The organism is Bradyrhizobium sp. 186 (genome assembly GCF_023101685.1).
Lineage (GTDB): Bacteria > Pseudomonadota > Alphaproteobacteria > Rhizobiales > Xanthobacteraceae > Bradyrhizobium.
On sequence record NZ_CP082164.1, the window covers coordinates 13,756 to 27,893 of the forward strand.

Below are 14,138 nucleotides of genomic sequence, written 5' to 3' on the forward strand. Positions count from 1 at the left end.
GGCAGCGAATCGAATGTCCGGATGTCTGATCAACGCGTCGTCCTGTGTGGCTAGGCGCCTTTTTAGCGTGATTTCGGGCAAAAGCAGATAACGTTTTTGCGTGAAATGCTATTTTGAGGCGACTCGCCTCACATGTGGCTGTCTTCTTCCTCGACCAGAATCTCGCGCTTGCCGGCGTGATTGGCGGGGCCGACAATGCCTTCCAGTTCCATGCGCTCCATCAGCGATGCGGCGCGGTTATAGCCGATTTGCAGGCGGCGCTGGATGTAGCTGGTCGAGGCCTTGCGGTCGCGCTTGACGATGGCGACGGCCTGCGAGAACAGATCGCCGCCGCCGTCCGCGCCCATGCCGGTGGCGTCGAACACCGCGCCGTCCTCGTCCTCGGTCGGCTCCTCGGCCGTGACCGCTTCGAGATATTCCGGCTGTCCTTGCGTCTTCAGGTGGCGCACCACCTTCTCGACTTCCTCGTCCGAAGCAAAAGGTCCGTGCACGCGGCTGATGCGGCCGCCGCCGGCCATGTAGAGCATGTCGCCCTGGCCGAGCAGTTGCTCGGCGCCCATCTCGCCCAAAATGGTGCGGCTGTCGATCTTGGAGGTGACCTGGAAGGCGATGCGGGTCGGGAAGTTCGCCTTGATGGTGCCGGTGATGACGTCGACCGACGGACGCTGCGTCGCGAGGATCACATGCAATCCGGCGGCGCGCGCCATCTGCGCGAGGCGCTGCACCGCGCCTTCGATGTCCTTGCCGGCGACCATCATCAGGTCGGCCATTTCGTCGACGATGATGACGATGTAGGGCAGCGGCTCGAGCGAGAGCTTCTCTTCCTCGTAGATCGCCTTGCCGGTCTCCTTGTCGAAGCCGGTGTGCACCGTGCGCGTTGGCTCCTCGCCTTTGGCCTTCACTTCGAGCAGGCGCGCATTGTAGCCGTCGATATTGCGCACGCCGAGCTTGGCCATGTTCTTGTAGCGCTCTTCCATCTCGCGCACGGCCCATTTCAGCGCGACGACCGCCTTCTTCGGGTCGGTCACAACAGGCGTGAGCAGATGGGGGATGCCGTCATAGACGGAGAGTTCGAGCATCTTCGGATCGACCATGATCAGCCGGCACTGATCAGGGCGCAACCGGTAGACCAGGCTGAGGATCATGGTGTTGATGGCGACCGACTTGCCGGAGCCGGTGGTGCCGGCGATCAGCATGTGCGGGGTGCGGGCGAGATCGATGATGACGGGATCGCCGCCGATGGTCTTACCGAGGCAGAGCGGCAGCTTCGCGACCGTCTCGATGGTTTCCTTGGCGACCAGCAGCTCGCGCAGATAGACCTTTTCACGATGCGCGTTCGGCAGCTCGATGCCGATGGCATTGCGGCCGGGCACGACAGCGACGCGCGCCGACAGCGCGCTCATCGAGCGGGCGATGTCGTCGGCCAGGCCAATCACGCGCGACGACTTGATGCCGGGCGCGGGCTCCAGCTCGTACAACGTGACCACAGGGCCCGGATTGGCCTTCACGATCTCGCCGCGCACGCCGAAGTCTTGCAGCACGCCTTCGAGCGCGCGCGAATTGGCTTCCAGCTCGGCCTTGCTGAGCGGCTGGCGATCGCCGGCCTTGGGCGCGGCCAGCACGGACACGGACGGAAGCTCGAACTTGTCGGAGGATTTCTTGGCGAGAGCCTTCGGCGCGGCCTTCTTGCGCGGCGCGCGCGCGGCCGGCGCTTCCTCTTCCTCCTCGTCGTCTTCCTCGTGCTCCTCCTCGTAATCCTTGTCCTCGGACTGTGGCGAGATCGACGGCGCGGCACGGCCGGCACCGAGATTCGGTTCCTGCCGGTCGAAGGCAATCGCACGGGGCTTCGGTCCGCTCGAGACCAGCGAGCGATAGGCGGTGCCGAGCAGCCAGATCAGTCGCGCCTTGGTGCTCATCAGTGCGTGGAACAGCCAGCCCAGCGACACCGAGCCGCGATCGCTGCCCTCGTTTTCGTCGAGCGGCGTATCGTCATCCTCGATCGGCGCAACCTCTTCGTCGCGCTCGCGTGCGCCGAGACCGCAGGCGATCAGGAAGGTCGCGGCCATCGCGACGAACAAGATTGCGCCGAGCACGATGCGATAGATCGTGCCGGCCGGTCCGAAAATCACCGCGGGCGCGCGCACCAGCGCGTCGCCGACGACACCGCCAATTCCGGTCGGCAGCGGCCAGGCGCCGCCATGCGGCCAGCAGCTCGCAAAGCCTGCCGCGATTACCGTGCAGAGAATCCAGCAACCAAGTCGCAGCGCTTCGCGATCGAACGGGCGATGGGTCAGCATGCGCCAGCCCCACACGGCCACCGTCAGGATCAGCATGATTGCGCCGAGCCCGAGGATCTGCATCGCGAGGTCGGCGCCGATCGCGCCGGCATAGCCGAGAATGTTGCGGATCGGCCGCGAGGTCGCATGGCTGAGACTGGGATCCTGCACCGACCAGGTCATCAGCGCGGCCGAGGCGACGCCCGAGAGCGTGATCAGTCCGAGACCGGTGAGCTCGCGCACGCGGCGCGTCAGTGCCTCGCGGATCGAGGGCGGCAGATGGCCGACCAGGGGAATGACACGTTCGATTGTCGACATGCTCATGGGCCCCGCCTAACCCAGAGTTTCGACCAGGCGGTGCAGCGCCGCCGCCGTGGTCTCACCATCCTGCACCAATGCGAGGCGAATGTAGCCTGCACCGGGATTGAAGCCGTCGGGCTGGAGCCGTGCCAGGTAGCTGCCGGGCACCACGCGCACGCCTGCTTCCTTGAAGAGCCTGACCGTTAGGGCCACGTCGTCGCCGAGCTCGGACGTGTTGAGCCAGACGCAGAAGCCGCCATCGGGCCGGCGATAGCCGTAACGATTGCCGATGATCTGGTCGGCGAGATCGAACTTGATCCGGTAGAGCCTGCGATTCTCCTCGACATGCGCCTCGTCGCCGTAAGCGGCGGTCGCGACATGCTGGAGCGCCGCCGGCACCTGCGGCGCCGCGACGTTGCGCAGCTCGAGAAACATGCTGATGAATTTCTTGTCGCCGGCGGCGAAGCCGACGCGCATGCCCGGCAGGTTGGAGCGCTTCGACAGCGACTGGAACGCGACCACGCGGGTGAAGTCGGGACCGGCGCATTCGAGCGCACTGCCCGGCGCTTCGCGGGTGTAGATTTCCGAATAGCATTCGTCGCTGAGGATGACGAAGCCGTAGCGGTCGGAGAGCTGCTTCAAGCGAAGAAAATAGTCGCGCGATGCGACCGAGCCTTGCGGGTTGGCGGGCGAGGCGAGGTAGAACGCCACCGTGCGCGCCAGCGTGGCCTCGTCGATAGCGTCGAGATCGGGCAGGAAGCCGTTCTCGACCGTGGTCGGCAAGTAGATCTGCTCGCAGCTAGCTGCACGGGCGCCGGCGCCGTAGACCGGATAGAACGGGTTCGGCATCAGGATCGCGGGCTTGCCGAGGCGCGGGCCGACGTAACGCGCGGCCGTGATCGCGGCGAAGAACAGCCCTTCGCGGCTGCCATTGAGGACGAGGACCTCGCTCTCGGGATCGAGCGGCCGCGGCAGCTTGAAGCGCGACGACAGCCAGGTGCTGGCGGCTTTCCGGAACGGCTCGATGCCTTTGCCGAGAGGATAGCGGCCGAAATCGGCGATGTGCTTTGCCAGCACCGGGCCGACGAAATCCGGCACCGGATGCTGGGGCTCCCCAACTGCAAGCGTAATCAAGGGCTTGCCCGGCTGATGCGGCGCCAACAGCTCGTTCAGCCGGATGAAGGGCGAGCGTTCGCTGTCGGAGCTTCCACTGCCCTGCGGCGCACGGGATGAAGCGGTCATTGCCATTCGTTGGGCGCCAGCACTGTTGGAACTGCCGGTCGCATGAATACGCCGGCCGGAAGCGGTTCAGTTCACCATAGATAGGGCGAGGTTAAGACGCGATTAACCATCGGTTGGCGCGCCCGTCCAGAGTGGAATAATGAGGCCGGATAACAACGGAATGCGCCGCGCCCGCGAGGCCGTCGGCCCCCGTATCGTGTGTTTCGAGCAAGCGCAGCCGCAATCGCGCGGTCAAGGCGGGCGAGTGCGTCCGCGTCGCCGTCTACGATACGCCCTATCGGGCTTCTAACGCGCCGGGAGCTTCTCGAACGCCGGCATGCCTGCGGGAATCGCATGGAATTCCTGCTTGTCGCAGGTGTAGATCGCCATCTGCGGATGGAACCGCGCAGGCTCGTCCAGCGTGCCGACCTTCACGATCGCGGCCGGCAGACCCGGAACCTTGGTCACCAGATGCGTGCCGCATTCGGCGCAGAATTCACGGGTGACCGCGCGTTCGAGGTCCTTGCGCGAAAATTGCTTGGGATGTCCAGTGATGTAGCTGAAGCCGGCCGCCGGCATCGCGATGAAGGTGTTGGGCGCGCCGCCCGAGATGTACTGGCACTCGCGGCAATGGCATTGCGCCTGCATCATCGGATCGCCCTCGGCCACGTAGCGCACTTCGCCGCAATAGCATCCGCCTTCCAAACGCATGACGACCTCCCCGATTGTCGTTCGTTATGGTCGATATTTCTGCGCGGGTCGCCGGGAATGGCAATCTTTTTCTTTGGCGCGAGCGGTACAAAAAATACGTCTCCCCCGCAGCTGACCGTGCGTTCCTATCTCTTGGCGAGGCCGCAGCCGTTGAACCCTCGGCCGCGCCAGCACCCGCTGCTCATGCACTCTGCTTCCAGTCGCGGGCAAGCGGTTGAAGCGCAATCCGCGCGGCCACCGAGACCGACACACGCCACCGCGCACTTGCCCCGCATCGCCGAGCAGCTCAGCCCTCCGCCGGTCTGCCGGGATTGTCCACCCTCGCGCTGCTGGGGTGGGATCACGGCTGTCTTGTCGTCGCGTTTTGCGCCGCGCTTCGGATCAGCCTGGGCCGGATTTGCATCCGGGCTCTGCGGTGCCAGCTTCGACAATTCCATCCGGCACGGCCGCGTAGTTTCGGTGCGAACGCCGGCTCCGCCCGAATCCTTCAGCGCGAGGACGATCTTGTATTGATAGGGACTGCCGGCGGGCCGACGCAGCGGGTCGTTCTCGCCGATGATGCCTTTGACCAAGATGCTGGACCTGCCATCGGCCTCTATCCTTCCATCGTAGACGGTCGAACCCGGCTTGCCCTCGTCGCCAAAAGCCGCGTGAAGCACCCCGTCCTTGATGCGCAGGGCATACTGATAAAAGCCTTCCGCAAATGGCGGTCGGCTCTCGCAGGTTTCCTTGCCGATCCAGGTTCCGTCGAAGGCGGTGCTGCGTATCACGTCATCTGCGGATTTCGTCAGCGCCGCGAGACGGGACTTCGCAAGGTCCGCGAACGCGCAGGCCGGGAAGCGCGCGAGGTGGTCCTTGAAGGCGGCAAGCGACCCGAGCGCTTCCGCGCTGCGCCAATGATCTCCGGCCTCCGCGCAGGAGTCGGCCTGAGGGGCGGCAGGGGACAACGCTGCCGTCTCGGGCTTGCCGTTCAGATAGAACTCGCCGAAGAACGACAGTGAAAGCTCGGGTACCTGAGTGCCCTTGGTCCGCTGGTAGACGCCGGCGCTGATCGTCTGAAACACCGTATTGATGCTGTCCCTGTCACGGATGTGCTGCAGGAACGCGCTGGTATAGGGACTGTTGCGGCCGTTGCCGTCATCGGCGGTGCGCCCGGCCTGGGTCGCATAGGAGATAATGGTGCCCTCCGGGCTCTCCATCTTGGCCAGCCCGCGTCCGAGGGTCACGCCGCGACCCTGGCCGACATTTCGCCGGAGCTCGTCGGCGAATGGATTGTCGCGGCAGGCGTCGAGCACGAGGATCCGCAGGTTCTTTGCCTGCTGCAGATCCGCGAGGATCTCGTCCGCGCGCACCAGGCGCCTCAGGTCGACCTCGTCGCGGACGACGGCATCGACGGGCACCAGATAGTTGACGCCGGCGACCTGAAGGGCGTGCCCGCTGTAATAAAACAGGGCAACGTCAGCGCCCCGGGCCTCGCGCGCGAAGCGAAGAACGGCGTCCTGCATGGCGGACTGATCGAGATCTGTCGCGACGAGGGGATCGAATCCTGATCGTTTCAGGGCCGCTCCAACGTCGACCGCATCATTGGTCGGATTGGGCAGCGCGGGAACGTTCCTGTAGGCGCTGTTTCTGATCACCAGCGCGACGCGCTTGTCGGCCTGGGCTTCCAAAACGGACAGGACGAGCAGCCATGAACACAATGCGAGGCGAATGAACAGGCGCATGAAATGAGCCCCAATCGGCCCATGATATTCCTCAACGCCGACACAAAGCAATTTGTGCGGGCACTCCGCGAGGACAAAAAGAAAGGGGCTCCAACTTGCGCTGGAGCCCCTCAACGGTCGGGGCATTGCCGGGTATGTGCCCAAACCGTAGTTCTGGGCGCGATCCCCGAACGGATCGCGCCCCGGGAGAACACTTACATGTTGTAGGCGCGCTCGGTGTGCTCGGTGATGTCGAGGCCTTCACGCTCGGTCTCGACATTGGCGCGCAGGCCAACGATCACATCGACGACCTTGTAGAGGATCGCCGAACCGATACCCGACCACACCAGCGTGGTGCAGACGCCCCAGAGCTGGGAGACCATCTGCGCCGCGAAGTCGTAATCGGCAACCTTCGGCGGGATCGCTGTGTAGTCGACGATACCGGCGCCGCCGAGGGCCGGGTTGACGAGGATGCCGGTGCCGAGAGCGCCGATGATGCCGCCGACACAGTGCACGCCGAACACGTCGAGGGAGTCATCGTAGCCGAGCGCGTTCTTCACCACGGTGCAGAAGAACAGGCAGACCACGCCGACGACCAGGCCGAGGACGATCGCACCCATCACGCCGGAGAAGCCGGCCGCAGGCGTGACCGCCACGAGGCCCGCGACAGCGCCGGAGATGATGCCGAGCACGGAGGGATGACCCTTCACGATCCACTCCGCGAACATCCACGACAGCGCAGCGGCCGCGGTGGCGACGAAGGAGTTGGTCATGGCGAGGGCGGCGCCGCCGTTGGCTTCGAGGTTGGAGCCGGCGTTGAAGCCGAACCAGCCGACCCAGAGCAGCGAGGCACCGATCATCGACATGGTCAGCGAGTGCGGAGCCATCAGCTCCTTGCCGTAGCCGACGCGCTTGCCGATCAGCAGAGCGCCGACGAGACCTGCGATGCCGGCGTTGATGTGCACCACGGTGCCGCCCGCGAAGTCGATCGCGCCCTTCTTGAAGATCCAGCCGGCGTCGGCGTTGATCTCGTCCAGCTTGGCCTGGGCCGCGGTCTTCGCCGCCGCATCACCCGCCGCAGCGAGTGCCTTGGCCGCATCCTGGATCATGTCCGGGCCGGGCCAGTACCAGACCATGTGCGCGATCGGGAAGTAGATCAGCGTGACCCAGAGCGGGATGAACAGCGCGATCGCCGCGAACTTCATGCGCTCGGCAAAGGCGCCGACGATGAGGGCGGGCGTGATCGCCGCGAAGGTCATCTGGAAGCATATATAGATGAGCTCCGAGATGTTGGCGTCGACGCTGAAGGTCGCGGCCTTCGAGTCGGTGGTGACGCCCATCATGAAGGCCTTGGAGAAGCCGCCGATGAAGTCGGAGCCGCCGGTGAAGGCGAGGCTGTAGCCGTACACGGCCCAGATCACGGTGACGACGCAGACGGTGTAGAACACCTGCATCAGGACCGAGAGCATGTTCTTGGAGCGGACGAGGCCGCCGTAGAACAGCGCGAGGCCGGGGATCGTCATCAACAGCACGAGCACTGTCGATGTCAGCATCCAGGCGTTGTCTCCCTTGTTGACCGTTGGCTCGGCGTAGGCTGCGGTCGCAGCGAACATGCCGACTGCGAGGGCGGCCAGTCCCGCGCCATAGGGACGCTTAAACGTCATTTCATTTACTCCTGATTGGATTTTGGTTGAGCGCGAAATCAAAGGGCCGCGGCGTCGGCCTCGCCGGTGCGGATGCGAACCGCATGGTCGAGGTTGATGACGAAGATCTTGCCGTCGCCGATCTGTCCGGTTTTGGCGGCGGACGTGATCGCATCGATCGTCTTGTCGACCTGGTCGGAGGCGACAGCGACTTCGATCTTGATCTTGGGCAGGAAGCTCACGGCGTATTCGGCGCCGCGGTAGATTTCCGTATGGCCCTTCTGGCGGCCATATCCCTTGACTTCCGTCACCGTAAGACCGTGAACGCCGATGGCGGTCAGGGCGTCACGGACTTCTTCCAGCTTGAATGGCTTGATAATCGCCATAACAATTTTCATGGGTCCTATCCCCGCTTGGGCCCGGTCCGGACGTGGCCGGGCGTTTCTCGACTGGTTCGCCACGAGGGAGAAAGTTCACTACGCGGGCACAGCCAGGACCCCTAGAATCAAATGCCGTGCCAGATCGGGCGCGTTGCCTAACGGACTATGAAAACGGGGGTTTTCGCGTTTGGCGGGTATTGCGGCGCGGTGCGCTATTACGTCGCGCCCAATACGTGATCATGCCTGCTTAAAATGAAGGCACGACAGGCTGCCGACACAATGTTGCTCACGTGTCGGGCAGCAGAAAGGTAATTTGGTAAGGTCGGCGCTTATCGCAGGGCTTCACCGTGCTGCGAAATATCGAGCCCCTCCAAGTCGTGCTCACGGGATACGCGCAAGGGCACGAACAGGCCGACCAGCTTGAGCAAGACGAAGCTCACGCGGCCGACCAGGCGCGGTAGCGCGGCCAGAGGGCCGGACCAGCACCTGCTGCGGGCGGCATTCGATCAGGGCGGGGTGCCGCTGCCGTTGTCGGACCGTCAGGCGGCGTCGCGTTCCGCAAAGACCCTGTCGATCAGTCCCCATTCGACCGCTTGTTTCGCGGTCATAAAGTGGTCGCGGTCCAGAGTCCGTTCCACCTCCTCCTCGGGACGCCCGCAATGCTGTGCATAGAGCCGGATGATGCGCCGCTTGGTTTCCTGCATTTCGGTTGCATGGATCAGGATGTCGGACGCTTGGCCCTGGAAGCCGCCGAGCGGCTGATGCACGTGGAGGCTCGCATTGGGCAGGGCAGCGCGGTGACCGGGCTCGCCGGCCATCAGCAGGAACGAGCCCATGGAGCGCGCGGTGCCCATGCACAGCGTATGGACCGGCGCCTTGATGAATTGCATGGTGTCGTACATCGCCAGTCCGCTGGTGATCACGCCGCCATAGGAATTGATGTAGAGATTGATCGGCTTGTTCGGATTCTCCGCCTCCAGGAACAGCAGCTGCGCGCAAACCAGTCCGGACGTCGCATCATTGACCTCGCCGTTCAGGAAGATGATGCGCTCGCGCAAGAGCCGCGAATAGATGTCGAAGGATCGCTCGCCGCGGGCGGACTGTTCGACGACTATAGGGACGAGTTGCAGCATGTCGCGCATCGGCGACCTCCATTTCTGCAGGTGATGAAGTCTGTTTGTCGTTAGGCCGCGCGCATCAGGCAGCAATTGGCATTGGCCGCCTGCGGCAGCTTTGCTCGATCGTCGCAGGCTTGCTGGATGATGCGAACGCGGGTGCCGCCGGTTTCGTTTGGTTCGATCCGGAAGGTGACGTGGCTTTCGCGAAACGGCGGTTCGGAATCGCGGAGGCGGTAGCGCACCTCTTCGCCCGCGATCGATGATTCAGGTTCGGCGCCCGCAAGGTCGGAGCCCGGCAGCCAGCGCTCGCGCAGGGCCGGAATGGTCACGGCGCGCCAGACCTTCGCCGGCGGCGCATCGAGGTCATATTCGAGCACCAGGGCTGGGGCGGCGTGATCAGGCTTCACTGCGTCGCTCATTGATCCAGGTCCTTATTGGTCCATGTCCTTCAAGAGACCGGCGAGCGCTTCCATGCGCTTCGGCCAGTAGGCGCGGTAGCGCGCAAGCCATGTCCCGATGGTGGCGATCCCGTCCGGGTCGACCTCGTAGTTCACAAAGCGGCCCTGCCGCTGTTCGCGCACCAGGCCTGCCCCACGCAGCACCGCGAGATGCTGCGACATCGCCGGTTGGCTGATCTCCAATCCGTCGCGCAAAGCGCTGGCATTCAGGCTTCCGCCAGCGAGCTTTTCAAAGACCTTTCGACGCGTCGGGTCGGCCAGCGCCTTGAAGATGTCGGCTTCGATCATGATAACACATAAGCACGTGCTTATGTGTTGCGCAAGCCCGAAGTGAGCTGCGGCCGTCCAGTGTTTCGAGCGACCCGCTGGCAGCCTGATGTGCTACTGCAATGCCTCTCCGTGCTGCGAAATATCCAGCCCCTCCAGCTCGTGCTCACGCGATACGCGCAAGGGCACGAACAGCCCGACCAGCTTGAGCAGGACGAAGCTCACACCGGCCGACCAGACGAAGGTGACGGCGACCCCGTAGAGCTGGAGTAACAGCTGCTGCGGATGGCCCTCGATCAGGCCGGCGGTGCCGCCGATCGCGCTGGTTGCGAACACGCCGGCCATCAGGGTGCCCGTCAACCCGCCGATGCCGTGGACGCCGAACACGTCGAGCGAATCGTCATAGTCGAAGCGGCGCTTCAGCCAGGTGCAGGCCCAGTAGCAGACGAGGCCGGCGATCACGCCGATGACGATGCCGTGCCATGGTGCGACGAAGCCCGAGGCCGGCGTGATGGTGCCGAGGCCCGCGACCGCGCCGGAGATCATGCCGAGCACGGAGGGCTTGCGTCGTGTCGACCATTCGATCGCCCCCCAGGTCAGCGCGCCGGAGCAGGCTGCAAGATGGGTCGCAATGATCGCCATGACCGCGCGCGAGTTGGCGGCGCCCGCCGAGCCGCCATTGAAGCCGAACCAGCCCACCCACAGCAGCCCCGTGCCCATCACCGCGAGCGAAAGATCGAACGGCGACAGATTTTCGGTGCCATAACCATGACGGCGTCCCATCACCTTGGCTGCGACGAGGCCGCCGGTGCCGGCCGACAGATGCACAACGAGGCCGCCGGCGAAATCCACCACGCCCATGCTGGCGAGAAAGCCACCGCCCCACACCCAATGCGCCAGCGGAATGTAGACGAAGATGAACCAGCCGATCGAGAACAGCAGATAGGCGGAGAACCGCATTCGGTCGGCGACCGAGCCCGCGACCAGTGCCACCGTGATGATCGCAAAGGTCATCTGGTACAGCATGAACAGCGATTCCGGGATCGTCTTCGCGGCCGGGTTCACGCTGTCCATCGTCATGCCGACGAGGAACCAGCGGTCGAGCGTGCCGATCCACGGGCCGTCGCCGACGAAGCACAGCGAATAACCGAATGCGACCCAGAGAATGGAGATCAGCGTCACCGCGGCAAGGCTCTGCGCCATGGTCGCGAGCACGTTCTTCTTGCGCACCATGCCGGAATAGAACAGCGCCAGCCCCGGGATTGTCATCATCAGCACCAGCGCGGTGGCGACGATCATCCAGGCGGTGTCGGCGGTGTTGATCTCGGGGCCCGCGGCGTGCGCCGGCGATGCAATGATGCACGCAAGTCCGACCGGCGCAGCCATAGACGCCGCGCGGCGCAACAATCCCGCCATGTCATTTTCCCCAGCATATTGATTGCGTCGCACGCTGTGGCGTCGTTGCCCGGTGCGATCGAAGAAGAGCGAGTTTAGAGCGCGTCGCTGTCGGTTTCGCCGGTGCGGATGCGCAGCGCGTGATCGATCGGCGTGACGAAGATCTTGCCGTCGCCGATCTGCCCGGTGCGTGCCGTTGCGGTAATCGCGCTGACGGCCTTCTCGGCGACATCGGAGGCGACCGCGATCTCGATCCGCAGCTTCGGCAGGAAGTTCACGACATATTCGGCGCCGCGATAGATCTCGGTATGGCCCTTCTGGCGGCCATAGCCCTTCACCTCGGTCACGGTCATGCCGTGAACGCCGATCGCCGTCAGTGCCTGACGGACTTCATCGAGCTTGAAGGGTTTGATGATCGCGACGACGAGTTTCATGGTCAGGCCTATTCCCCGGGATGCGCTACGCCGTTGTCCTCGGCACCGCGTCAATCTGGCATCATTCCGGGCAAATGGCATAAAAAAGTTGCAGTTTGAAGGAGAAAATCGTGGGGGGCTTTTGGCCGGCCGCCTATGTACAGGGCAGCCGTTCATCCTCCACAATGCATTTTTGGCCTGGATGCGGTGAACCCAAGCGTCCCGGCCGGGACATAAGTATGTTTGAGGGGGGCGCGTCATGGCGAGTTGGTTCTATGCATCCGAAGGCAAGCAGCAGGGCCCCTATCCGGAGGGGCAATTTCGCGACCTCGTGAAACAGGGCGTCGTGCGCCCGGACACGCTGGTGTGGTCCGAGGGCATGGCGGGTTGGCAGAAGGCCGCCGAGATCCCCGGCCTGATCGGTGGCGGCGGTCCGCCGATGGTCCCGGCTGGCGGTCCGCCGATGATGGGCGCCAGTGGCTACGGTGGCGCCGGCGGCGGTTCGCTGTCGGTCGATTTCGGCATCCTCGAGTTCACCTGGCGCAGCATCGTGATGCTGATCGGCATGTGCTTCATCATCCCGGTGCCGTGGGTGTTCGTCTGGTACACCAAATGGATCGTGTCCTGCGTCAAGGTTCCGGGGCGGCCCAACCTCAGCTTCACCGGCAATGCGATGACGCTTGTGCCCTGGTTTTTCGGCTTCATCGTGCTGGCGATCGTCATCGCCTTCACCGGCATCCAGTTGCTGAGCAACCTGCTGTTCATCGTCCAGATCGTTCTCTACTGGCTCCTGGTCAAATGGATGGTCGCAAATCTCGCCTCCAACGGTCAGCCGCTCGGTCTCAGCTTCACGGGCTCGGTGTGGGCCTATATCGGGTGGAATCTGCTGTTCGCGATCTCCATCATCACCATCATCGGCTGGGCCTGGGTCGCCGCGGCGCAGCTTCGCTGGTTCTGCCGCAACATCGAGGGCACGCGGCGCGAGATCGTCTTTAAGGGTAGCGGACTAGGGATTCTCTGGCGCGGAATCGTGGCCGCGATTCTCTCCAGCCTCATCATCCCGATCCCGTGGGTGTATCGCTGGATCATGAACTGGTTCGCGTCGCAGACCGAACTCGCTCCGCGCGGGTAGCTCTGAGCATGATCCAAACATCGCCTTAAGTGCGATCAATCGCGCTTAAGGCGATCAGCTCTTCCGCTCGCGCACGGAGCCTTCCTGCGCGACGGAGGCGACGAGCGTGCCATCCGGCTTGAAGATCAGGCCGCGGGTCAAGCCGCGGCCGCCCTGGGCGCTCGGTGAATCCTGCACGTAGAGCAGCCATTCGTCGGCGCGGAAGGGGCGGTGAAACCACATCGCGTGATCGAGGCTCGCCGGCATCATGCGCTTGTCGAACAGCGTGCGGCCGTAGCGTGCCATCACGGCATCGAGCAGCGAGAAGTCCGACGCATAGGCCAGCGCGCAGAGGTGCAGCGCCGGATCGTCCGGCAGCGTTGCCGCGGTCTTGATCCAGACGTGGATGCGGCCGTCGTCGATCTTCTCACCGAAATAGCGGCCGAGCTCCACGGGACGCAGCTCGATCGGCCGATCGGATTCATAGTAGCGGCGGATGAAGTCCGGCATCTCGCGGAACATCGGCTGCTTCGCCACCTCCTCCGCCGTGAGCTTTTCCGGCGGCGGCACGTCCGGCATCTTTTCCTGGTGGTCGAACGCGCTCTCTTCCTCAGCGTGGAACGACACCATGATCGAGAAGATCGCGTTGCCATGCTGGATCGCAGTGACGCGGCGCGTCGAATAGCTCTTGCCGTCGCGCAGGCGCTCGACCTGGTAGATGATCGGGATCTGCGGATCACCCGGCAGGATGAAATAGCAATGCAGCGAGTGCGGCAGCCGGCCCTCGACCGTGCGGCAGGCCGCAACCATGGCCTGCCCGATCACCTGCCCGCCGAACACCCGCTGCCAGCTCGTCTTCGGGCTGTTGCCGCGGAACAGATTCACCTCGAGCTGTTCGAGGTCAAGGATCGCGATGAGGTCGATCAGGCTTTTGGACATATGGTGCTTTCTCAGGATCCCGTCATTCCGGGGCATCGCGGCAGCGATGAACCCGGAATCTCGAGCTGACAATCTCTGGATTCCGGGTTCGCGCTTACGCGCGCCCCGGAATGACAAACTGGGCCGTTCCGCCCTTGTTTCACCGCACTGTTTCGCCCACCTCAAGTCTGCTAGCAAGACCAGGATTTAGCCGGGAATTTTGG

The 14,138-nt window shown here is 64.0% G+C and carries 13 protein-coding genes; 1 reads left to right on the top strand and 12 read right to left on the bottom strand.

Annotated elements, in window-relative coordinates; translation table 11 throughout:
- Positions 1-128 precede the first annotated feature (128 nt).
- From IVB18_RS00070 to IVB18_RS00120, 11 genes are all read right to left on the bottom strand, one after another.
- Positions 129-2,600, bottom strand: a complete 2,472-nt coding sequence (locus IVB18_RS00070) for a DNA translocase FtsK (protein ID WP_247987331.1) — start codon at positions 2,598-2,600, stop codon at positions 129-131.
- Between the two features lie 9 nt (positions 2,601-2,609).
- Positions 2,610-3,824, bottom strand: coding sequence for an aminotransferase class I/II-fold pyridoxal phosphate-dependent enzyme (locus IVB18_RS00075; protein WP_247987332.1), 1,215 nt, complete (start codon positions 3,822-3,824; stop codon positions 2,610-2,612).
- A 279-nt stretch (positions 3,825-4,103) separates the two neighbouring features.
- The gene (locus tag IVB18_RS00080; RefSeq protein WP_247987333.1) at positions 4,104-4,508 is read right to left on the bottom strand and encodes a GFA family protein; all 405 of its coding nucleotides are present in this window, start codon (positions 4,506-4,508) and stop codon (positions 4,104-4,106) included.
- A 125-nt stretch (positions 4,509-4,633) separates the two neighbouring features.
- Positions 4,634-6,232 carry a caspase family protein gene (locus IVB18_RS00085; RefSeq protein WP_247987334.1) on the bottom strand — a complete coding sequence of 533 codons (1,599 nt, stop codon included), beginning with the start codon at positions 6,230-6,232 and terminating at the stop codon, positions 4,634-4,636.
- Between the two features lie 194 nt (positions 6,233-6,426).
- Positions 6,427-7,875, bottom strand: a complete 1,449-nt coding sequence (locus IVB18_RS00090; RefSeq protein ID WP_247987335.1) for an ammonium transporter — start codon at positions 7,873-7,875, stop codon at positions 6,427-6,429.
- Between the two features lie 38 nt (positions 7,876-7,913).
- Positions 7,914-8,252: a P-II family nitrogen regulator gene (locus IVB18_RS00095; protein ID WP_008142813.1), complete on the bottom strand. Its 339-nt coding sequence runs from the start codon at positions 8,250-8,252 to the stop codon at positions 7,914-7,916.
- Positions 8,253-8,773: 521 nt separating this feature from the next.
- Entirely contained in the window at positions 8,774-9,376 is a 603-nt protein-coding gene (locus IVB18_RS00100) for an ATP-dependent Clp protease proteolytic subunit (RefSeq protein WP_247987336.1), read from the bottom strand.
- 41 nt (positions 9,377-9,417) lie between these two features.
- Entirely contained in the window at positions 9,418-9,771 is a 354-nt protein-coding gene (locus tag IVB18_RS00105) for a hypothetical protein (RefSeq protein WP_247987337.1), read from the bottom strand.
- Positions 9,772-9,783: 12 nt separating this feature from the next.
- Complete coding sequence (locus tag IVB18_RS00110; protein ID WP_247987338.1) at positions 9,784-10,098, bottom strand: metalloregulator ArsR/SmtB family transcription factor; 315 nt, start codon at positions 10,096-10,098, stop codon at positions 9,784-9,786.
- Between the two features lie 93 nt (positions 10,099-10,191).
- Positions 10,192-11,493, bottom strand: a complete 1,302-nt coding sequence (locus tag IVB18_RS00115; RefSeq protein WP_247987339.1) for an ammonium transporter — start codon at positions 11,491-11,493, stop codon at positions 10,192-10,194.
- Positions 11,494-11,567: 74 nt separating this feature from the next.
- Positions 11,568-11,906: a P-II family nitrogen regulator gene (locus IVB18_RS00120; protein ID WP_247987340.1), complete on the bottom strand. Its 339-nt coding sequence runs from the start codon at positions 11,904-11,906 to the stop codon at positions 11,568-11,570.
- 238 nt (positions 11,907-12,144) lie between these two features.
- Between IVB18_RS00120 and IVB18_RS00125 the strand changes: the two genes are divergently transcribed.
- Entirely contained in the window at positions 12,145-13,017 is an 873-nt protein-coding gene (locus IVB18_RS00125) for a DUF4339 domain-containing protein (RefSeq protein WP_247987341.1), read from the top strand.
- A 54-nt stretch (positions 13,018-13,071) separates the two neighbouring features.
- On the opposite strand, the gene tesB is transcribed toward IVB18_RS00125, so the two are convergent.
- Positions 13,072-13,935 carry an acyl-CoA thioesterase II gene (tesB, locus tag IVB18_RS00130; protein WP_247987342.1) on the bottom strand — a complete coding sequence of 288 codons (864 nt, stop codon included), beginning with the start codon at positions 13,933-13,935 and terminating at the stop codon, positions 13,072-13,074.
- Between the last annotated feature and the right edge of the window lie 203 nt (positions 13,936-14,138).